The organism is Nocardia neocaledoniensis, from assembly GCF_029868625.1.
GTDB lineage: Bacteria > Actinomycetota > Actinomycetes > Mycobacteriales > Mycobacteriaceae > Nocardia > Nocardia neocaledoniensis_A.
In genome coordinates, this window is sequence record NZ_JARWOJ010000285.1 from 15,090 (window position 1) to 39,008 (window position 23,919).

The following is a 23,919-nucleotide window of genomic DNA, read 5'->3' on the forward strand; positions in this document are numbered from 1 at the left end:
GACGGTCAGTTCGGCGCGCCCATGGCCATGACGACATCAATGCCGCCCGTGCCGCTGGAGCGACCAGCCTGCTACTTCGCCAGCTGACCGATGCGCTGACGGGCCACATTGAGCAGAGTCGCGACATCGACATCGGGGATTTCTTCACGACGCAGCTCACGGACGAGTGAACGCTGCTCGGCATTCAGCTCCTCGGTGAGCCGTTCGATCTTCGACCGAAGATCGGAGATGTGCTGCACACGGCCACTCACATCGCGGGCATCACCGAAGTCGTCCACGATCAACCGCGTGTCGACCTGCGACAGCGGCACATCCAACTTCGCGGCGATAATGGTCCGCGCCTCATAACCGACATCGGTGAGATGCCTGGCCTGCCCGCATGGATCGTCCCCGTACACGTCCGGAACGGTGATCTCCCACCACCGGCCGACCCGATTGGCATGCACGTCGTAAATGATCGCCGTACTCATCGCTAATCCTCCTCGCAATCACACGCCGCCATGGCCTTGTTGATCGTCCGGACAACCCCGGGCGAGACCGTCCGATGCCCATCAGGAACGCTGACGTCGCGTTTGCCTGTGCGGCAGCCATAGATCGAGTGACTGCCCGCTCCATCGCGCAGCTTCGACCAGCCCTCCTTCTTCAGGGCTTGCAGGACCTTCCTGGTCGGTTGCTCCGCGATCATCAGCAGACGCTATCAAGATAGCAGCAATACCCGCTAGTAGACTAGGCGAAATCAACGCTAGCTCGCTTGCCTGGCGACGCCGGGCCGAGTGCCCGCCTACCAGGTAGGACCCCGGTAGGCGAGCCATGTCCTACTCCGCCACGATCACCGTGACCTCGCCGTCGGCGGCGTCGGTGGCGTCGCCCGGGACCACGAACCAGTGGGTGACCTCGCCGTCGGCCAGGTCGTCTTCGACCGAGCCGTCGGGGAGCACCGACAGGGCGCCCGCGGTGGCCGCGACCAGGAATTCCTGGATGGCGGCCGGGCCGGAGGCGTGGGTGGTGTAGGTGGTGGATTCGTAGTCGACGCCGTGAGTGGTGCGCAGGCGTTTGGCGAGGGCGACGGCGGCGCTCTGGGTGAGCGTCGCGGTCTCGCCGCCGGTGACCGCCACGAAGGCCGGGTGGTCCTCGGACAGCGGGCGGGTGCGGTCGGCGTAGGAGACGGGATGCGCCGCGGCGGCGGCGATCTCGGCTTCCACGTCGGCCAGTACCAGCCACTCACCCGCGACGCCGGCGACCGGAGCGTCGCTGATGCCGAAGGACGCACCGGCCGCGGCGATCTCGACGCCGGTGAGCGCACCGGCGAACAGCACCGCGGCACCGGCCTTCTGGACCGCCCAGGCGGCCAGCACCGAATCCACGCCGCGCGGCAGCGAGATCGCGACCACGTCGCCGGGGCCCGCACCGCGCGCGATCAGCACGCGGGCCAGCTGCGAGGACTTGCGATCCAGTGCGCTGTAGGCGATCTCGCTGTCCCCGCGCAGCAGCGCGGGCGCCTGCGGATCGGCCTCGACGACCTCACCGAGCACCTTGGCCACCGTCTGCGCGCCGACTCCGCTCGCCGCGACGGGAGCCGAAACAGCGGCGGTCACACCGGATTCGGCGAGCAGCCGCGCGCGTTCGCCCGCGTCGAGGATGTCGATGTCGCCGACCAGGCCGGTCGGGTTGTCGAGCAGTTCGTCGAGCACGCGCAGCAGGCGCTGCGACAGCGTGCGGATCTCGTCGGCGGTGAAGGTACTGGTCAGGTACTTCATCGTGATCTCGATGGTCGACTCGGCCATCACCACCAGCGTCAGCGGGTAGTGGGTGGCGTCGTCGAGGCCGACACCGGTGACCTGCATGCCGTCGATCGAGCTCGCCGCGGTGACGGCGTCCTTGTCCATCGGGTAGGACTCGAACACCAGCAGCGTGTCGAACTGCGAACCGGCGCCCGCCACCCGCTGGATGTCGGAGAGGCCGACGAAGTGGTGGCTGAGCAGTTCGGCCTGCTCGGACTGCACCCGCTTGGTGAGCTCCTCCGCGCTGATCCGGTCGTCGATCTGGATCCGCACCGGCAGGGTGTTGATGAACAGGCCGACCATGGACTCCACGCCGGGCAGCTCGGCCGGACGACCGGAGACGGTCGCGCCGAACACCACGTCGTCGCGGCCGGTGAGGCGACCGATGACGATGCCCCACGCGGTCTGGAGCAGCGTGTTCACGGTGACGCCGAGTTCACCGGCGTGCTTGCTCAGCGACCTGGTGCGGTCGCTGTCGATCTCGACGATGATCTTGTCGAGTTCGTAGCGCTCCTCGCCGCGCGGCGCGGGCGCCAGCTGGGTGGGGCCTTCGACCCCGGCCAGCGCGTCCGACCAGGCCCGCAGCGACTGCTCCCGATCCCAGCCCGAGAGCCACGACAGGAAGTTGCGGTAGGAGGCCACCCGCGGCAGCGCGGTGAGGTCACCGTGCACCGCGTAGAGCACCAGCAGGTCGCGCATGAGCAGCGGCATCGACCAGCCGTCGAGCAGGATGTGGTGCACCGTGATCGCCAGGTGCGCTTTCTCCTCCTCGGTCTTGTAGAGGCCGAAGCGGATCAGCGGCGCGGTCGCCATGTCGAACTGGTTCGCCTGGTCGGCCCGCAGCAGCTGCTGCATCCGCGGCAGGCGCTCCTCGGCGGGCAGATCGGTGAGATCGACCTCGCGCCACGGCACCTCGAGTTCGGACAGCACCACCTGCACCGGCTGACCGGCCGAATCGGTGACGAACGCGGTCCGCAGGTTCGGGTACCGGTCGAGCACGGCCTGGGCCGCGCCACGCAACCGGTCGACATCGAGCGTGCCGGTCAGGTCGAGCACGGCCTGCACGGTGTACACGTCGAAGGTGGCCGAGCTGAGCATGGCGTGGAACATCAGGCCGGCCTGCAGCGGCGAGAGCGGCCACACCTCGGCCATGGCCGGGTAGTTCGTCTCCCACAGCTCGAGGTCGGACTGCTCGACCCGCACCAGCGGCATGTCGGACGGGGTGAAGCCACCCGCGTCGCCGCGGCGCGCGTGCGTGGCGAGCGCGGTGAGCGCGGCCACGAACAGATCGGCGAACTCCCTGGCCTGCTCGGCGGTGAGCAGCCCGGTCGGGAACGCGATGTTCGCGCCCAGCTGCGGGCCCTCGTCGCCGTCGTTGACGATGGCGTTGATGTCCAGCGTCGCGTTGGCGGGCATGTCCAGGTCCATCTCGGCGTCGAGCTGCCCCAGATCCGCGACCGGCACCCAGCCGAGTTCGGCGAGTTCGGTGGGGATCTCGCCGGCCGTGGCGCGACCGAGGTAGTTGAAGCTGATCTGGCCGACGCTCGGCAGTTCGGCGCCCTCGGCGGTCAGGTACTTGAGCATGCCGTAGCCGATGCCCTTGTCGGGCACGGCGAGCATCTGCTCCTTGACCGACTTGATCACCGCACCGAGCGTGGCGCCGCCGGCGAAGGCGTCGTCGAGATCGGCGCCGGCCAGGTCGAGCCGGACCGGGAAGGCGGTGGTGAACCAGCCGACGGTGCGCGACAGGTCGGCACCGGCGACGATCTCCTCCTGGCGGCCGTGGCCCTCCAGCTTGATCAGCGCCGCCGTACCGGATTCGTCACCGCGCCAGCGGGATACGGCCAGCGCGAGCGCGGTGAGCAGGCCGTCGTTGACGCCGCCGTGGTACAGGCCGGGGATCGCCGTGAGCACCGCGTCGGTGACCTCGGGCGAGAGGGTGACCTGCACCCGGTCGACGGTGGCGAAGGTGTCGACCTTCGGGTCGAACGCCCGCGCGCCCAGCCGCGGATCGGCGGTGGTGGAGACCTCGCGCCAGAACGGCAGTTCCGCGCGACGCTCGCTCGCCTGCTCCACCAGGCTGTGCGCCCAGCGCCGCATCGAGGTGCCGTTGGCGGGCAGCGCCACCTGCTGACCGGCCGCGATCTGGCCCCAGGCCATGCCGAGGTCCGGGATCAGGATGCGCCAGGACACACCGTCGATCACGAAATGGTGGCCGACGATGAGCAGCGCGTCGCGACGACGCGGCCCGTCGGTGTTCTCGCCGAAGGCGAACCAGACGAACTGCACCATGGCGGCACCGGCCGGATCGAGTCGGCCCATGGCCTCGTCGTATTCGACGCTGGCCAGCTTGGACAGCTCCTCGTCACCGATCTCACCCGGCACCTCGACCCGCCGCACCAGCGCGGTCACGTCGACCTCGCCGGGCGCCAGCGCCTCGAAGACCCACTCACCTGCGTCTGACTGCTCCGCTCCCGAGGGCCCTGCGTGGTCACGCTCCGCTACCGACTCCGGGCCTGCCGGTCGCTCCGCTACGACCCGCGCGACCCGCGAACGGAGCACGTCGTGATGGTCGAAGACCGCGCCGATGGTGGCGTGCAGCACCTCGTCGGTGATGTTCTCAGGCAGGCGCAGCACCATCGACTGGGAGAACCGGTCGTAGGTGGAACCGCCGCTGAGGATCTGGCGCATGATCGGCAGCATCGGAATGTCGCCGACACCGCCGCCCGGCAGTTCCTCGAGCACGATCTGCTCGGCATCGCCCGCGAGCACGGCGATCTCGGCCAGCCCGGCCACGCTGCGCTTCTCGAACACGTCGCGCGGCTTGAACAGCACGCCACGGTCCTTGGCCCGGGAGACCAGCTGGATGGACAGGATCGAGTCACCGCCGAGGGCGAAGAACGAATCGTCGAGCCCGACGGCGTCCACACCGAGTACCTCGGCGAAGACGGTGGCGATGATCGCCTCGACTTCGCTTGTCGGCGTGCGGAACTCACGCGGGGCCAGCACGGGCTCCGGCAGCGCGCGCCGGTCCAGCTTGCCCGCGGGGGTCAGCGGGATCTCGTCGAGCACCATGACGGCGGCGGGCACCATGTGCGCGGGCAGCTGCTGCGCCGCGTACTCCACCAGGGCGGCCGGGTCGGCGGCCGCGCCGGGGGTGGCCCGCACGTAGGACACCAGGATGGTGGCGCCCGCGTCGGTGGTGCGGCCGATGGTGGCGGCGAACTCGACGTCGTCGTGCGCGGTGAGGACCGCGTCGATCTCGCCGAGTTCGATCCGGAAGCCGCGGATCTTCACCTGGAAGTCGTTGCGGCCCACGTACTCCACGACCGGCTTGCCGTTGACGGTGCGCCAGGCGACGACGTCACCGGTGCGGTACAGGCGCTCGCCGTCGGCGTACGGGTCGGCCACGAAGCGCTCGGCGGTGAGGCCGTGGCGCGCGTGGTACCCGCGGGCCAGGGCGACGCCGCCCAGGTACAGCTCACCGGCGACGCCCTCGGGCACCGGCCGCAGCCGGTTGTCGAGCACGTAGACGGTGGCGCCCGCGATCGGTCCACCGATGTTCATGGTGTCGCCGGGCAGCAGCGCGTCGGACAGGTTGGTCGCGATGGTCGCCTCGGTCGGGCCGTAGGCGTTGTAGAACCGGTGCCGGGCCGGATCGGCGCCCACGCTGTGCCAGTTGGCGACCAGGTCGACGGGGGCCTTGTCGCCACCGACGATGAGCGCTTCCAGCCCGGCCAGCGCCGCGGGTTCCATCGAGGCCGCGACCAGCGGGGTCAGGAACACGTGGGTGAGCTGCTGGCCGTCGATGATCTCGGCCAGTTCCTCGCCACCGACCACGCCGACGGGCGTGATGACCAGCGTGCCCGCCGAGCCGACCGCGAGCAGGAACTCGAGGATCGACGCGTCGAACGACGGCGACGCGAATGCCAGCGTGCGCGCGTCCTTGCCGAGCCCGAACTGCGCCACCTGGGCGGCGGCGAAGTTGGCCACACCGGTGTGGCTGACCACGACGCCCTTGGGCAGGCCGGTCGAGCCCGAGGTGTAGATCATGTAGGCGGTATTGCCGGTTCGGACGGCGCCGCGACGGTCCGCGTCGGTGATCGGCGCGTCGGACTGCTGGGCGATCTCGGCCCGCAGCACCGCGTCGTCGAGCACCAGCCACTCGCCCAGCGCGGGCGCGGGCAGGTGATCGACCTCGGACGACACCGTGATCCCCAGTGCCGCACCGGAATCCGACATCATGTGCGCGATGCGCTCGGCCGGGTACTTCGGGTCGACCGGCAGGAACGCGGCACCGGACTTGATCACGGCCCAGATGGCCAGGGTGGTGTCGAGCGAACGCTGCATGGCGATGGCGACGACCGTCTCCGGCGCGGCGCCGCGCGCGATGAGCACCCGCGCCAGTCGCGAGGACGCCGCGTCGAGCTCGGCGTAGGTCAGCGCGGACACCGCCGTGGTGGACAGCGCGTCCTGGTCGTCGGAGCCGACCGCGGCGAGCGCGCGGGCGAGACCGACGTCGACCGGCTCGCCCGGTGCGACGAGCGCCTGACCGTCCGGGTTGGCGGCCACGGCCTGGGCCAGCAGCTCCGGCAGGGTGCTCGTCGACGCGGCGGGCCCGCCGGTGCGGGTGAGCAGCTCGGCGCGTTCGACGGTGTCGAGGAGTTCGAGGTCACCGACCGGGGTGGTGGTGTCGGCGACGACCTCGGCCAGCAGCCGCTGGAAGCGCTGCGCGAACTTCTCGACCGTGGACTGGTCGAACAGGTCGCTGGCGTAGGAGAACTCGGCGTAGGCGCCCGCGTCGTCACCCTCGCCCGCCTCACGCACGGTGAGGAGCAGGTCGAACTTGGCGGTGTCGACGTCGAAGTCGACCGCCGAGACCGAAAGGCCCGGCAGTTCGAAGCCCGCGTCGGGCAGGTTCTCGAACGACAGCGCCACCTGGAACAGCGGGTGCCGCGCGGTGGAGCGCTCGGGGTTGAGCAGTTCCACCAGACGCTCGAACGGGATGTCGGCGTGGGCGAACGCGGCCAGGTCGGCTTCCTTGGCCTGGGCCAGCAGCTCGGTGAAGCCGAGCTGGGCGCCGACCTGCGTGCGCAGGGCCAGCGTGTTGACGAACATGCCGATCACGTCGTCGAGTTCGGCCTCGCCGCGACCGGCGATCGGGGTGCCGATGACGATGTCCTCGGTGCCCGACATGCGGGCCAGGAACACCGCGAGCGCGGTGTGCACGACCATGAACAGCGTCGCGTTCTGCTCGCGGGCGATCGCCGAGAGTCCGGCGTGGATCTCGGTGTCGATCGGGAACAGCACCCGGCCACCGGCGAAGGACTGCGTGCTCGGACGCGGCCGGTCCAGCGGCAGGTTGAGCTCGTCGGGGACGCCGGCGAGCGCGCGCTTCCAGTAGTCGGCCTGCTGGGAGATCAGGCTGGTCTCGTCGGTCTCGGCGCCGAGCACCTCGCGCTGCCAGATGCTGAAGTCGGCGTACTGCACCGGCAGCGGCGCCCAGCCCGGGGCTTCCCCGGCCGCGCGGGCGGCGTAGGCGATCATCACGTCGCGCGTCAGCGGGCCCATGGACCAGCCGTCGGCACTGATGTGGTGGGCGACGAAGACGAGAACGAACTCGCCGTCCGCGACGCGCATCAGCTCGGCGCGCAACGGAACTTCGTCGAGCACGTCGAAGCCGGTGGAGATCAGTGCCGCGATCCGGTCGGGGACCTGGTCGGGCGCGACGGTCTCCGGCGTCAGATCGGGGACGTTGCCCTCGACCGGCAGGATCACCTGGTGCGGGGTGCCGTCGGTGGACGGGTACACCGTGCGCAGGGTCTCGTGCCTGGCCAGCACATCGGCGACGGCCAGCTGCAGCGCCTCGACATCCAGCTCGCCCGTCAGGCGGACGGCGACCGGGATGTTGTTGACGGCCGAGCTGGTGTCGAACTGGTTCAGGAACCACATGCGCTGCTGCGCGAGCGAGAGCGGCACCCGCTCCGGACGCGGTCCGGCGACCAGCGCGCGTCGCCCACCGGCGCCGGCGCCCTGCTCGACCTTCACCGCGAGACCGGCCACGGTCGAGGCCTCGAACAGCAGGCGCACGGGCACCCGGCTGTCGAGCGCGGCGCCGAGGCGGGCCGCGACCTGGGTGGCCAGCAGCGAGTTGCCGCCGAGGGCGAAGAAGTCGTCGTCGGCGCCGACGCGGTCGGTGCCGAGCACGTCGGCGAACACGCCCGCCACGATCTCCTCGATCGGGGTGGACGGCGCGCGGAAGGCCTGGGCCTCGAACTCCGGCTCCGGCAGCGCCTTGCGATCGAGCTTGCCGTTGACGTTGAGCGGCAGCGCGTCGAGCACGACGAACGCCGCAGGCACCATATACGACGGCAGCCCCTCGGACAGGGTCGACTTCACCTGTGCCACATCGATGTCCCCACCGACGAGGTAGGCCACGAGGCGGTCACCGGTGCGCGGATCGGACTTGGCGATGACGGCGGCCTGCGCGATCTCGGGCAGCGCGAGCAGCGCGGCCTCGATCTCGCCGAGCTCGATGCGGAAGCCGCGGATCTTCACCTGGAAGTCGGTGCGGCCCCGGTAATCGAGTTCGCCGTCGGTCCAGGCCACCAGGTCACCGGTGCGGTACATGCGGGTGCCCGGGGTGAAGGGGTTGGCGACGAAGCGGTCGGCGGTCAGGTCGGCGCGGCCGAAGTAGCCGCGCGCCAGCTGCGCGCCCGCCAGGTACAGCTCACCCGCGACACCGTCGGGCACCGGGTGCAGACGCGAATCCAGCACGTACACCTGGCTGTTCCACTCGGGCGCGCCGATGGAGACCGAGCCCTGGTCGGCCGCGTTCACCCGGTGCGAGGTGATCGACACCGCGGCCTCGGTGGGGCCGTACAGGTTGAACAGCTCGGTGCGTGGGAACGCGGTGCGGAACCGCTGCGCGAGCGAACCCGGCAGCGCCTCACCGATCGCCAGGACCCGCCACAGCGAATCGGGCATGCCGGAGGCCAGCAGCGCGTCGAGCATGGACGGCACCACGTGCAGGGTGGTGACCCACTCGCGCGACATCAGCTCGTTCAGGTACGCCGGATCGCGATGGCCGTCGGCCGCCGCGATCACCAGGCGGCCACCGCAGACGGCGGCCGACCAGAATTCCCAGACCGAGAGGTCGAAGGTCGCGGCGGTCTTGAGCAGCACCGCGTCGGCGGCGTCCATGCCGAATTCGACCAGCTTCCACTGCAACTGGTTGGCGATGGCGCCGTGCGGCACCGCGACGCCCTTCGGCCTGCCGGTCGAACCGGAGGTGAAGATCACGTACGCGGTGTGCGCCGGGCGCAGCGGCTCGGTGCGCTCCGCGTCGGAAATCGGTGCGGCGCTGACGTCGTCGAGGCCGAGTTCGTCGATGCGCACCACGGGCGCGACATCGGTGGCGAACTCGGCGTCGGCGTCGGTCAGCACGCAGACCGGTGCCGCCGTCTCGAGGATGTAGGTGGTGCGTTCGGCCGCCTGATCCGGGTCGACCGGCACGTAGGCGCCGCCGGACTTGGCCACCGCGTACATCGCGACGACCAGATCCACCGAGCGGCGCAGCGCCAGCGCGACCCTGGCCTCGGGACCGACACCGAGCGAGATCAAGTGGCGGGCGAGGCGGTTGACCCTGGCGTCGAGTTCGGCGTAGCTGAGCTGCGCGCCGTCGTCGGTGACCAGGGCGGTCGACTTGGGATCGGCCGCCACGGTCGCGTCGAGCAGCGAGACCAGCGTGGCCTCGGTTTCGACGGTGTAGGCGGTGGCGTTGCGGGCCGTCAGCACCTGGGCGCGTTCGGCCGGGGCCAGCAGGTCGATGTCGCCGACCGCGGTGCGCGGGGTCTCGACGATCGCGCCGAGCAGGCGCACGAACCGCTCGACGAACCCTTCGACCGTGGCGTGGTCGAACAGGTCGGTGGCGTAGGTGAAGATGCCCGAAATGCCCTCGGGCTCACCGGCGTCGCCGTAGCGGTCGGTCGCGATCAGGTGCAGGTCGAACTGCGACAGCTGCGAATCGATGTCGAGGCCGGACACCCGCAGGCCGGGCAGTTCCAGGGTGGCCCGGCTGAGGTTCTGGAACGACAGACCCACCTGGAACAGCGGGTGCCGCGCGGTCGAGCGGACCGGGTTGAGGACCTCGACCAGGCGCTCGAACGGCACATCGGCGTTGGCGAAGGCCGCGATGTCGTCCTCGCGCTGGCGGGCCAGCAGCTCGGTGAAGGCCTCGCCGCCGTCGACCTTGGTGCGGAACACCAGGGTGTTGACGAACATGCCGATCATGTCGTCGAGGACGGCCTCGCCACGACCGGCCATCGGGGTGCCGATGGCGATGTCGTCGGTGCCCGACAGGCGGGCCAGCAGCACCGCGAGCGCGGTGTGCACGACCATGAACAGCGTCGCGCCCTCGGCGCGGGCCAGTTCGACCAGCGCGCGGTGGGTGTCGGCGTCGATCTGGACGTCGACCTTGCTGCCCGCGAAGGTCTGCACCGCGGGGCGCGGCCGGTCGGCGGGCAGGTCGAGCTGATCGGGCAGGTCGGCCAGGGCCTGCTTCCAGTGCGCGACCTGCTTGGCCGCCATCGAGTCCGGGTCGTCCTCGCTGCCGAGCAGCTCACGCTGCCAGATGCTGTAGTCCGCGTACTGGACGGCCAGCGGCGACCAGCCCGGCTCCTGACCGGCGGAGCGGGCCGCGTAGGCGGTCATCAGGTCGCGGGTCAGCGGGGCGACGGAGGAACCGTCACCGGAGATGTGGTGCACGACCATGGCGAGCACGAAATCGCCGGTGACCACGCGGGCGGGACCGAACTCGGCGGCCACCGGCTCGGCCTCGGTGCTCTCGGCCCGGAACAGCGCGATCCGCAACGGCACCTCGACGGTGACGTCGAAGACGGTCGACATCAGTTCCGCGACAGCCGATTCCATCTCGTCGGCGGCCACGGTGCGTTCCAGCAGTTCCGGCGCGGCCTGCGCGGGCGACAGGATCACCTGGGCCGCACCGGCTTCAGTCTGCGGGTAGACCGTGCGCAGGATCTCGTGGCGCGACACCAGGTCGATGATCGCGGCGCGCAGCGCGGCCACGTCGAGGTCACCGGTGAGGCGGACCGCGACGGGCACGTTGTAGGCCGCCGACTGGGTGTCGAAGCGGTTGAGGAACCACATGCGCTGCTGCGCCAGCGACAGCGGGATGTGCTCCGGGCGCGGACCGGCGGTGAGCGCCTTGCGGTCACCGGTCTCGGCGTGCTGCTCGATCCGGTGCGCCAGCGCCGACACCGTCGACGCCTCGAACAGCAGGCGCACGGGGATGCGGGTGTCGAGCGCCTCGCCGAGGCGGGCGGCGACCTGTGTGGCCAGCAGCGAGTTACCGCCCCAGGCGAAGAAGTCGTCGTCGAGGCCGAAGCGCTTGGCTGTGCCAGACGCAGCCGCTCCCGAGGGCCCTGCGTGGTCACGCTGCGCTACCGCCTCCGGGCCCGCCGGTCGCGGCTGGTCGAGGCGAAGGACCTCGGCGAAGGTGGCGGCGACGAGCTGTTCGCTCGGGCTCACCGGCGCGCGGAACACGGCCTTCTCGACCTCGGGCTCCGGCAGCGCCTTGCGGTCCAGCTTGCCGTTGGCGTTCAGCGGCAGCGCGTCGAGCTGGAGGAACACGGTCGGAACCATGTAGGAGGGCAGCTCGGCGCCCAGCGCGGCGCGCAACGCCATCTTGTCGATGTCGGGGGCGTCGGCGACGACATAGGCGACCAGGCGGTCACCGACCACCGGATCGGTGTGGGCGAGCACCGCGGCGGCGGTGATGCCGGGCTGCCGCAGCAGCGCGGCCTCGATCTCACCGAGCTCGATGCGGAAGCCGCGGATCTTCACCTGGAAGTCGGTGCGGCCCCGGTAGTCCAGTTCGCCGTCGGCGTTCCAGGCCACCAGGTCGCCGGTGCGGTACATGCGCTCGCCGGCGCCGGAGAACGGGTCGGCGACGAACCGGTCGGCGGTCAGGTCGGCGCGGCCGTAGTAGCCGCGCGCCAGCTGGGCGCCGGCCAGGTACAGCTCACCCGAGACACCGACCGGCACCGGGCGCAGGCGCGAATCCAGCACGTAGACACGGCTGTTCCACTCCGGCGCGCCGATCGAGACCGACACCTGGTCGGCGTCGGTGACCGCGTGGCTGGTGATCGAGACCGCGGCCTCGGTCGGGCCGTACAGGTTGAACAGCGCCGCGGTGTTGGCGCCGCGGAAGCGCTGCGCGGTGGACGCGGGCAGCGCCTCACCGATGGCGAGGACCCGGCGCAGCGTGCGCGGCAGCGCCGCACCCGACTCGGTGAGCAGCGCGTCGAGCATCGACGGCACCACGTGCAGGGTGGTGACGCCGGTGGCCCGCATCAGGTCGTTCAGGTAGGCCGGGTCGCGGTGGCCGTCGGCGGTGGCGACCACCAGGCGGGCGCCGGTGACGGCGGCGGTCCAGAACTCCCAGACCGAGAGGTCGAAGGTGGCCGCGGTCTTGAGCAGCACCGCGTCGTCCGCGCCGATCCCGAATTCGGCGGCCTCCCACAGCAACTGGTTGACGATCGCGCCGTGCGGAACGGCGACGCCCTTCGGCTTGCCGGTCGAGCCGGAGGTGAAGATCACGTACGCGGTGTTCGCGGGCAGCAGCTCCCCACGACGCTCGGTGATCGCCGCCGGGCTGACAGCGCCCAGGTCGAGTTCGTCGAGGACGACCACGTCCGCCGCCGCCGTGCTGAATTCGGCGTTCGCCGTGGTCAGCACGACCGCGGGCGCGGCCGTCTCGAGGATGTAGTCGGTGCGCTCGGCGGGCTGATCGGGGTCGATCGGCACGTAGGCCGCACCGGTGCGGGCCACCGCGTACATCGCGATGATCAGTTCGGCCGAGCGGCGGATGGCCAGAGCCACCCGGTCCTCGGTGCCGATGCCACGCTCGATCAGGTGCCGCGCGAGACGGTTGACCTCGGCGTCGAGATCGGCGTAGCTCAGTTCGCGGCGGCCTTCGGCTTCGTCGACGACCAGCGCCATCGCGTCCGGGGTGGCCGCCACGGTCGCGTCGAGCAGTGACACCAGGGTGGCGTCGGTGTCGATCGCGTGCGCGGTGTCGTTCCACGCGGTGACGATCCGCTCCGATTCCGGCGCGGTGAGCAGGTCGATATCGCCGACCGGGACGCTCGCGTCGGCGGCGACCGCGTCGAGCACGAGCAGGAAGCGGTCGGCGAAGCTCTGGACCGTCGCCTCGTCGAACAGGTCGATGGCGTAGCCGAATTCGGTGACCAGCTGGGCGGGCGCGCCGTCGTCGGTGTAGCGGTCGTACAGGGTGACGTGCAGATCCGTCTTGGCCAGCTGCGAGTCGTAGTCGACGGCGCTGACCGTGAGACCCGGCAGTTCGAAGGTGGTGTCGGCCAGGTTCTGGAACGACAGACCCACCTGGAACAGCGGGTTGCGCGCGGTGGAGCGCACCGGGTTGAGCACCTCGACCAGGCGCTCGAACGGCACGTCGGCGTTGGCGAAGGCCTCGAGGTCGCGTTCGCGCACGTCGGCGAGCAGGTCGGCGAAGGAGGCCGCCGGGTCGATGGCCGTGCGGAACACCAGGGTGTTGACGAACATGCCGATCAGGTCGTCGAGTTCGCGCTCACCGCGGCCCGCGATCGGGGTGCCGACCGCGATGTCGTCGGTGCCGGACAGGCGGGCCAGCAGCACCGCGAGGGCGGCGTGCACGACCATGAACAGCGAGGCGTTGTTGGCGCGCGCCAGCTCGTGCAGGGCCGCGTGGCGGGCGGGGTCGATCTCGAAGCGGATCGCCTTGCCCTGGAACGACTGCGCGGGCGGGCGCGGCCGGTCGGCGGGCAGTTCGAGCTGGTCGGGCAGCCCGGCCAGCGCCTCGGTCCAGTAGGCGACCTGCTTGGCCGCGAGCGAGGCCGGATCGGCCTCGTCGCCGAGGACCTCGCGCTGCCACAGCGCGTAGTCGGCGTACTGCACCGGCAGCGGCGCCCACTGCGGCGCCTCACCCTGCACGCGGGCCACGTAGGCGGCCATGATGTCGCGCGCCAGCGGGCCCATGGACGAGCCGTCGGCGGAGACGTGGTGCACGGTGAAGGCGAGCACCCGGTCGGTCTCGCTGAGCTCGAACAGGGCCACCTTGAGCGGCACCTCGCGGGTGACATCGAACGTGGTCATCGCGAATTCGATGACGGCGCCGAGCAATTCGGCCTCGTCGACCGCGATGTGGTGCACCTCGGCACGGCTCTGCGCGATGGGCAGGATCACCTGGTGCGGGCCGTCGGGCGAGGCCGGGTAGGTGGTGCGCAGCATCTCGTGCCGGGCGAACACGTCACCGATGGCCTGCTCGAGCGCGGGCACGTCGAGTTCGCCGGTCAGGCGCACGGCCAGCGGGATGTTGTCCACCGCCGAGGTGGAGGTGTCGAACTGGTTGAGGAACCAGTACCGCTGCTGGGCGGGCGAGAGCGGGATACGGGCGGGCGGCTCCCCCGCGGTCAGGCGCGGGCGGGTGCGGCCGGAACCGGCGTTGCGCTCGACGGTGGCGGCCAGCGCCGACACCGTGGACGCCTCGAACAGGTCGCGGACCGAGAGCTGGGTGTCCAGGGCGGCGCCGATGCGGGCGGTGACCTGGGTCGCCAGCAGCGAGTTGCCGCCGAGTTCGAAGAAGTCGTCGTCGGCGCCGACCCGGGTCACCCCGAGCACGTCGCCGAAGGTGCCCGCCACGATCTCCTCGATCGGGGTCGACGGCGCGCGGAACACCTTGGCCTCGAACACCGGCGCGGGCAGCGCCTTGCGATCGAGCTTGCCGGAGGCGTTGAGCGGGAAGGCGTCCAGGATCACGAACGCGGTCGGCACCATGTAGCCCGGCAGCGCGCCGCCGAGTTCGGTGCGCACGGCGTCGAGATCGATGGTGATGCCGGCGGCCGGGATCAGGTAGCCCACCAGCTGGTCGCCGAGGCGCTCCTCGGAGCGGACCACGACCACCGACTGCGCGATCGACGGCAGCGCCGTGAGCGCGGACTCGATCTCACCCAGCTCGATCCGCAGACCACGCAGCTTCACCTGGAAGTCGGTGCGGCCCAGGTATTCCAGCTCACCATCGGCGGTCCAGGTGACGAGGTCACCGGTGCGGTACATGCGGGCGCCGTCGGCACCGAACGGGTCGGCGACGAAGCGGTCGGCGGTGAGGTCGGGCCGGGCGACATAGCCGCGCGCCAGCTGGACACCGGCCAGGTACAGCTCGCCGGGAACGCCGACGGGCACCGGGTGCAGGCGCGAATCCAGCACGTACACCTGGGTGTTGAACACCGGCGCGCCGATCGGCACCGAGGTGGTGTCGGCGTCGGTGACCTCGTGGAAAGTCACGTCGACCGCGGCCTCGGTGGGGCCGTACAGGTTGTGCAGCGCGGCACCCGTGAGCGCGCGCAGCCGCTGCGCGGTCGGCGCGGGCAGCGCCTCACCGGAGGCGAAGACCAGGCGCAGGCTGCTGCCGTTCGCTCGACCGTCGGCCAGGGCGACGGCGGCCGATTCGGCGAGTTCGGCCACGAACACCGACATCATCGACGGCACGAAGTGCGCGGTGGTGACGCCCTCGGTACGGATGATCTCCGCGAGGTAGGCCGGATCACGATGACCGTCCGGCTTCGCCACGACCAGGCGCGCGCCGATCTGCAAGGGCCAGAAGAACTCCCACACCGACACATCGAACGTCGCAGGCGTCTTCTGCAACACCACATCATCGGCGGTCAGACCGTACTCGGTCTGCATCCACACCAGACGGTTCACGATCGCACCGTGGCTCACGGCCACACCCTTCGGGCGGCCGGTCGAACCCGACGTGAAGATCACATACGCGGTATTCGACGGACGCAGCGGGGCGATCCGCTCGGCGTCGGTGACCGGCGCGGCGGAGTACCCGGCCAGGTCCAGGCTCTCGATGTTCAGCGCGGTGGCCGAACCCGCGTCGAAACCGTCACGGGCCGTGGTCAATACGCAGACCGGTGCCGCGGTCTCGAGCACGTAATGGGTGCGCTCGGCCGGGTGGTCGGGGTCGAGCGGCACGTAGGCGCCACCGGCCACGCTCACCGCGTACATGCCGACCACCAGCTCGAGCGAGCGGCGCATGCCGAGCGCGACCATGGTGTCCGGGCCGACGCCCTGGGCGATCAGGTGACGGGCCAGGCGGTTCACCTGTGCGGTGAACTCGGCGTAGGACAGCGTTGTCCCCCCGAAGGTGAGGGCGGGCGCGTTCGGGCTGGTCGCGGCCTGTGCCTCGAACATCGACACCAGCGTCGCGGTCTCGTCGACCGGGTGCGCGGTGGCGTTCCAGTCGGTGAGCACGCGGCGGCGTTCGGCCTGGTCGAGCAGGTCCACCTCACCGATCGCCGTGGCCGGCGCCGCGACGACCGCGGTGAGCATCCGCACCAGGCGCTGCGCGAGCGCTGCGATGGTGGCGGGCTCGAACATGTCGGTGGCGTAGGCGAATTCGGCGGCCATGCCGTCGGCCGAGCCGTCGGCGCGGTAGCGGTCGGTCAGGTTCAGGTGCAGGTCGAACTTGGCGGTCACCACGTCCAGCGGCACACCCGCGACCTCGAGGCCGGGGAGCTCGAACGAGGCCTCACCGGTGTTCTGGAACGACAGCATCACCTGCACGAGCGGATGCCGCGCCTGCGAACGGGCCGGGTTGAGGATCTCGACCAGGCGCTCGAACGGCAGGTCGGCGTGACCGAACGCGGCCAGGTCGTTCTCCCTGGTCTGCGCGAGCAGCTCGGCGAACGGCTGGGCCGGGTCGATCGCGCTGCGCAGCACGAGGGTGTTGACGAACATGCCGATCGCGTCGTCGAGCACGGCCTCGCCGCGGCCCGCGACGGCGGTGCCGATGGCGATGTCGTCGGTGCCGGACAGGCGGCCCAGCAGCGCGGCGAACGCGGCGTGCACCACCATGAACAGGCTGGCACCGTGTTCCCGGGCCAGCGCGTTCAGGCTCGCGGTGAGCGCCGGATCGATCGAGAACTCGTGCACGCCACCGCGGTTGGACGCCACGGCCGGGCGCGGCCGATCGGTGGGCAGGTCGAGCTGATCGGGCAGCCCCGCCAGGTGCGCCGACCAGTAGGCGACCTGCTGGGCGATCATCGACGACGAATCGTCTTCGGCGCCGAGGGTTTCGCGCTGCCACAGCGCGAAGTCGGCGTACTGCACCGGCAACGGCGCCCAGCCGGGCGCCTCACCGCGCGAGCGCGCCGCGTAGGCGATCATCACGTCGCGGGCCAGCGGGCGCACCGACCAACCGTCACCGGAGATGTGGTGCACCACGAACACCAGCACGTGGGTGTCGGGCTGCGAACCGTCCATCGAACCGGCGATACGGAACAGGGCGGCGTGCACCGGGACCTCGGCGGTGACGTCGAAGGCGGTGAGCACCTCGGCACTGATGCGGGCGTGCAGCTCGCCCTCGTCGACGGTGATCGGGGTCAGCGAGATCGGCGCCTGGTTGGCGGGCAGCACGACCTGCACACCCTGGCCGTCGGCGGTCTCGGGGTAGACCGTGCGCAGCACCTCGTGCCGCTCGACCACGTCGGCGACGGCCTGGCGCAGCGCCTCGACATCGAGGTCACCGGTCAGGCGCACGGCCAGCGGGATGTTGTTGACCGCGGTCGTGCTGTCGAACCGGTTGAGGAACCACATGCGCTGCTGAGCCAGCGAGAGCGGGATCCGCTCCGGGCGCGGCCCGGCGACGAGCTCGCGGCGGCTGCCGCTGCCCGCGTGCGATTCCACCTTGGCGGCGAGCGCGGCGACCGAGGGCGCCTCGAACAGCACGCGCACGGGGACGCGGGTGTCCAGGGCGGCGCCGAGGCGGGCGACCACCTGGGTGGCGATCAGCGAGTTGCCGCCCAGGTCGAAGAAGTCGTCGTCGAGGCCGACGGCGCGGTCACCCGACAGGCCGAGCACCTCGGCGAAGGTGGTCGCGACGATCTCCTCGATCGGCGTACTCGGCGCGCGGAATTCGCGTGCCTCGAACACCGGGTCGGGCAGGGCACGGCGGTCCAGCTTGCCGTTGGCACTCAGCGGCATCTCGTCGAGTGCCACGAACGCGGCCGGAACCATGTACGAGGGCAGCTGCGCGGCCAGATGTGTACGCAGCGCGTCGATCTCGGCGGTCGCGCCCGCGGCGGCCACCACGTAGCCGACGAGCTGGTCGCCGGTGCGGGCGTCCGAACGCACGACCACCACAGCCTGCGAGACGGTCTCGTGCGCGGTGAGCGCGGCCTCGATCTCGCCGAGCTCGATGCGCAGACCGCGCAGCTTCACCTGGAAGTCGGTGCGGCCCAGATAGGTGATGACACCGTCCGCGTCGCGGCGCACGAGGTCACCGGTGCGGTACATGCGGTCGCCCGCGCCGCCGAACGGGTCGGCGACAAAGCGGTCGGCGGTGAGATCGGTGCGGCCGAAGTAGCCGCGCGCCAGCTGCGCGCCGGCCAGATACAGCTCACCGGCGACGCCGGCGGCGACCGGGTGCAGACGCGAATCCAGCACGTAGGCAGCCGAATTCCAGACCGGCGCGCCGATCGGGACGGCGCCGTCGACCTGGTCGGCGACCGGGCCGTGCGTCGCGTGCACGGTGAACTCGGTGGGGCCGTACAGGTTGAACAGGGCGGCATCGCTGACGCGCCGGAACGCGGCCACCGCGTCACCGGTGAACGCCTCACCGGCGATCAGCAGGGCGCGCAGCGAGGACAGAGCTGCGCCCTCGGGATCGACACTGCCCGCGAAGACGGTCAGCATCGACGGCACGAAGGAGGTCATCGTGACGCGCTGAGCGGCGATGACATCGGCGAGGTACTGCGGGTCGCGGTGGCCGTCGGGGCTCGCCACGACGATCCGGCCGCCGGTGCTGAGCGGACCGAACAGCTCCCACACCGACACGTCGAAGGTGGCGGGGGTCTTGAACAGCACCACGTCGTCGGCGCCGATGCCGTATTCGCCGGTGATCCACCGGATCTGGTTGACCACGGCGGCATGCGGCACCGCGACGCCCTTCGGGCGGCCGGTCGAACCCGAGGTGAAGATGACGTAGGCCGGGTGCTGCGGGCGCAGCGGCGCGAGGCGCTCGGCATCGGTCACCGGCGCGTCGGAGTAGGCCGCCACCTCGAGGGTGTCGATGGCCAGGGTCGGCAGCTCGCCCGCGTCGAAGGCCTCGCGGCCCGTGGTGAGGACGACCACGGGAGCGGCCGTCTCGAGCACGTAGGCGATGCGGTCGGCGGGCTGGTCGAGGTCGAGCGGCACGTAGCCGCCGCCCGCTTCCTGCACCGCGTACGCGGCGACGACCAGGTCGATGCTCCGGCGCAGGCCGAGCGCGACCAGGGTCTCCGGGCCGACGCCCGCCTCGATCAGGCGATGCGCCAAACGGTGTACGCGCGAGGCGAATTCGGCGTAGGTGAGGGTGGCGCCGGTGCCGGGGTCGACGAGGGCGACCGCGTCGGGGGTGGCCGCGGCCTGGCGCCCGAACTCCTCGACGAGGGTGCCCGCGGCGGGCAGCTCGCGCGCGGTGTCGTTCCACCCGCGCACGGCGAGCGCGGTCTCGGCGGCATCGAGCAGCGCGATGTCGCCGACGGCACGGGTCGGGTCGGCCGCGAGCTCGGCGAGCAGGCGGGCGAACCGGGCGCCGAAGCCGTCCATGGTGGCCGCGTCGAACAGATCGGTGGCGTAGATCAGCTCGGCGACGATGCCCGAGGGCGAGTCGGCGGGCTTCTCGGTGAGCACCACCTGCAGGTCGAACTTGGCCACGTCGACCGCGAGGTCGACGCCGCTGACCGTGAGGCCCGGCAGTTCCAGGCTGGTCTGGCCGGTGTTCTGGAACGACAGCATCACCTGGAACAGCGGGTGGCGCGCCTGCGAACGGGCCGGATTGATGATCTCGACCAGGCGCTCGAACGGCAGGTCGGCGTGACCGAACGCGGCGATGTCGCGGGCGCGGACCTCGCCGAGCAGCTCGGTGAAGCCGGCGTCGCCGTCGACCTCGGTGCGCAGCACCAGGGTGTTGACGAACATGCCGATCAGGTCGTCGAGCGCGCGCTCGCCACGACCCGCGATCGGGGTGCCGATCGCGATGTCGGTCTCCCCGGACAGCCGCGAGAGCAGCACGGCCAGCGCCGCGTGGGCGACCATGAACAGCGTCGCGCCGCGGGTGCGGGCCAGTTCCGTCAGCGCCGCGTGGGTGTCGGCATCGATCTCGAAGGTGTGGGTGGCGCCGCGACCGCTCGCGACCGCCGGACGCGGCCGGTCGGCGGGCAGGTCGAGCTGCTCGGGCAGGCCGCGCAGCTGTTCGGCCCAGAACGAGATCTGCTGGGAGATCACGGACTTGGCGTCGTCCTCGTCGCCGAGCACGGCGCGCTGCCAGAGGGCGAAGTCGGCGTACTGGACCTCGAGCGGACGCCAGGCCGGCTCGGCGCCCTCGACGCGGGCGCTGTAGGCGGTCATCACGTCGCGGGTGAGTGGGCCCATGGAGAAGCCGTCGGCCGAGATGTGGTGCACCACGAGAGCGAGCACGTGTTCGGTCGGGCTCAGTTCGAACAGCGCGGCCCGGAACGGCACCTCGGCGGTGACGTCGAACGCGGTGCGGACCAGGTCCGCGAGTCGTCGCGGCAGTTCGGCCGCCGTGGTGTCGATCGGCGCGAGGTCGGGGATGACCTTGCCGGTCGGCACGATCACCTGGTGGGCCGCGCCCGAGACCTCGGGGTAGTAGGTGCGCAGCGACTCGTGGCGGGCGAGCACGTCGGCCACGGCCACCTGCAGCGCCTGCCGGTCGAGCAGGCCCGACAGCCGCACGGCGGCCGGGATGTTGTCGACCGCGGACTCCGGGTCGAACCGGTTGAGGAACCACATGCGCTGCTGGGCCAGCGACAGCGGCACCCGCTCGGGGCGCTGCTGCGGGACCAGCGCGGCCCGGCGATCGGTACCGGAGTGCGTCTCGGCGCGAGCGGCCAGCGCGGCGACGGTGGCCGACTCGAACAGCTCGCGCACGCCGATGTCGGACTCGAGCGCGGCCGACAGGCGGGCCGCGACGCGGGTCGCGGTCAGCGAGTTGCCGCCGAGGGCGAAGAAGTCGTCGTCGAGGCCGACCCGCTCCAGGCCGAGCACCTCGGCGAAGGTGGCGGCGACGATCTCCTCGACCGGCGTGGTCGGCGCGCGGAACACCGCGGCCTCGAACACGGGCGCGGGCAGCGCCTTGCGGTCGAGCTTGCCGGAGGCGTTGAGCGGGAACTCGTCGAGGACGACGATCACCGCGGGCACCATGTAGGCGGGCAGGTTCTCGCCGAGCTGCTCGCGGGCGTCCTCGATGTCGACGCTGCGACCCGGCGCGGGGATGACGTAGGCCACCAGCTGGTCACCGGTGTGCTGATCGCCGCGGACCACGACCACCGACTGGGCGACCTCGTCGAGGCCGGTCAGCGCCGACTCGATCTCGCCCAGCTCGATGCGCAGACCGCGCAGCTTCACCTGGAAGTCGGTGCGGCCCAGGTATTCCAGCTCGCCGTGCTCGGTCCAGGCGACGAGGTCGCCGGTGCGGTACATGCGCTGCCCGTCGTCCTCGAACGGGTTGGCGACGAAGCGGTCGGCGGTCAGATCGGGCCGCGCGACGTAGCCGCGCGCCAGCTGAGTGCCCGCCAGGTACAGCTCACCCGCGACACCCACCGGAACCGGCCGCAGCCGCGAATCCAGCACATAGACCTCGGTGTTGAACACCGGGGCGCCGATCGGGACGGTGTCGGTGTCGGTGTCGACGACCTCGTGGAAGGTGACGTCGACCGCGGCCTCGGTGGGGCCGTACAGGTTGTGCAGCGTGGCGCCGGTGAGCTCGCGCAGCCGGTGCGCGGGCTTGGGCGGCAGCGCCTCGCCCGAGGCGAACACCAGCCGCAGCGACTCGCAGCGCGCGGCCGCGGCGTCGGCGACGAAGACCGCGAGCATCGACGGCACGAAGTGGGTGACGGTGACGCCCTCGGTACGGATGATCTCAGCCAGGTAAGCCGGATCACGATGACCGTCCGGCTTCGCCACGACCAGGCGCGCGCCGATCTGCAAGGGCCAGAAGAACTCCCACACCGACACATCGAACGTGGCAGGCGTCTTCTGCAACACCACATCGTCGGCGGTCAGACCGTACTCGGTCTGCATCCACACCAGACGGTTCACGATCGCACCGTGGCTCACGGCCACACCCTTCGGGCGGCCGGTCGAACCCGACGTGAAGATCACATACGCGGTATTCGACGGACGCAGCGGCGTACCGCGTTCCGCGTCGGTGACGCGGGTCTCCGCGTAGCCCTCCAGATCGAGCAGGTCGATGCGCACCTGGGCGGTGTCGATCTCGAGATCGGTGCCCGAGGTGAGCACACACACCGGATCGGCCGTCGCCAGAATGTATTCCGTGCGCTCGGCCGGATGATCGGGGTCGAGCGGCACGTAGGCGCCACCGGCCACGCTCACCGCGTACATGCCGACCACCAGGTCGATAGAGCGGCGCATGCCAAGGGCCACATAGCTTTCCGGGCCGACGCCGCGATCGATCAGCCAGCGCGCCAGGCGGTACACCTCGTCGGCGAACTCGGCGTAGGACAGACTCGTCCCCTCGAAGGTGAGGGCGGTCGCCTGCGGGGTCTTCGCCAGCTGCGCCTCGAACATCGAGACGAGGGTGGCCCGCTGGTCCACCTCGTGCGCGGTGGCGTTCCACTCGCGCACGACGAGCGCGCGCTCGGCGGCGTCGAGCAGTTCGATATCGCCCACGGCCACACCGGGTTCGGCGGTGATCGCGGTGAGCACCCGGATCAGGCGTTCGGCGATGCGGTGCACGGTGGCGGCGTCGAACAGATCGCTCAGGTAGCCGGCGCGGATGCGCAGCTTGGTGTCGAGCTGGGCGATCAGCGACAGCGGGTAGTGCGTGGCGTCGGCGGCGTCGAGGCCGGTCACGGCCATGCCGTCGATGTCGGCGGCCTGGGCCTTGATGCCCTCGGCGTCGACCGGGTAGGACTCGAAGACGACCAGCGAGTCGAACAGCCCGCCGATGCCCGCCGCCGACTGGATCTCGGCCAGGCCGATGTAGTGGTGATCGAGCAGGTCGGCCTGCTCCCCCTGGGTCCGGGTGAGCACCTCGCGCACCGACTCGGCGGCGTCGAAGCGCACACGCACCGGGACGGTGTTGATGAACAGGCCCACCATGGATTCCACACCGGACAGCTGGGCCGGGCGGCCGGAGACGGTGGTGCCGAACAGCACGTCGTCGCGGCCGGTCATCCGGCCGAGCACGATCGACCAGGCGACCTGGAGCACCGTGTTCGGGGTGACGCCGAGCTCGGCGGCGAGGGCGACCAGGCGCGCCGTGGTCGGCTCGTCGAGGTCGAACAGGTACTCGTCGGACAGGGCCGTGATCTCGCGGCTCGCGTCGGGCCTGGCCAGCAGGGTCGGCTCGGTGACGCCGCGCAGCGCGTCCGACCACGCCGCGACCGACACCGAATGATCCTGCTGGGCGACCCATTCCAGGAAGTGCCGGTACGAGCGGACGGCGGGCAGCGCGCTCGCGTCGCCGTGCAGCGCGTAGAGCGCGAGCAGGTCGCGCATCACCAGCGGGGTCGACCAGCCGTCGAGCAGGATGTGGTGGTTGGACACCACGAAGCGCCATTCGTGCTCGGCGACCCGGATCAGGGTGAACCGGATCAGCGGCGGCGCGGCCAGGTCGAAGCGGGCATTGCGGTCGGCCTCGACGAGGTCGGCGAACTCGCCGGTCTCCGCGGTGCGACCGGCGGGCTCGGAGGCGGTAGCGGAGCGTGACCACGCAGAGCCCTCGGGAGCACCGCCATCAGACACCCTGCGGTCGTGTTCGGTCCACGCGACCTGGGCGTGGTCGAGGACGATCTGCACGGCGTTGCCGTCGCCGTCGGTGACGAACGCGGTGCGCAGGGTCTCGTGCCGGTCGAGCAGGGCCTGGGCGGCGGCGCGCAGACGGGTGGCGTCGACGCGACCGGTCAGCGTCAGGACCGCCTGCGCGGTGTAGACGTCGACCGAGCTGGCAGCCAGGCGGGCGTGGAAGAACAGGCCGGCCTGCAGCGCGGCCAGCGGCCACACCTGGGTCAGCTCGGGGTAGCGGCGC

The 23,919-nt window shown here is 71.1% G+C and carries 3 protein-coding genes; all 3 read right to left on the reverse strand.

The window, feature by feature from the left end; translation table 11 throughout:
• Positions 1-71 precede the first annotated feature (71 nt).
• Positions 72-470 (reverse strand): hypothetical protein, encoded by a 399-nt coding sequence (locus tag QH270_RS21765; protein WP_280345495.1) that lies wholly within the window; start codon positions 468-470, stop codon positions 72-74.
• 2 nt (positions 471-472) lie between these two features.
• Entirely contained in the window at positions 473-685 is a 213-nt protein-coding gene (locus QH270_RS21770) for a type II toxin-antitoxin system HicA family toxin (protein WP_280345498.1), read from the reverse strand.
• Between the two features lie 130 nt (positions 686-815).
• Positions 816-23,919, reverse strand: a 23,104-nt coding sequence (locus QH270_RS21775) for a non-ribosomal peptide synthase/polyketide synthase (protein WP_432420402.1), incomplete at its 5' end; no start/stop codon positions are given.

Excerpts from the sequence above, each read along its gene's own strand:
- QH270_RS21765 (WP_280345495.1), bottom strand. The coding sequence starts at position 470 with ATGAGTACGGCGATCATTTACGACGTGCATGCCAATCGGGTCGGCCGG.
- QH270_RS21770 (WP_280345498.1), bottom strand. The coding sequence starts at position 685 with ATGATCGCGGAGCAACCGACCAGGAAGGTCCTGCAAGCCCTGAAGAAG.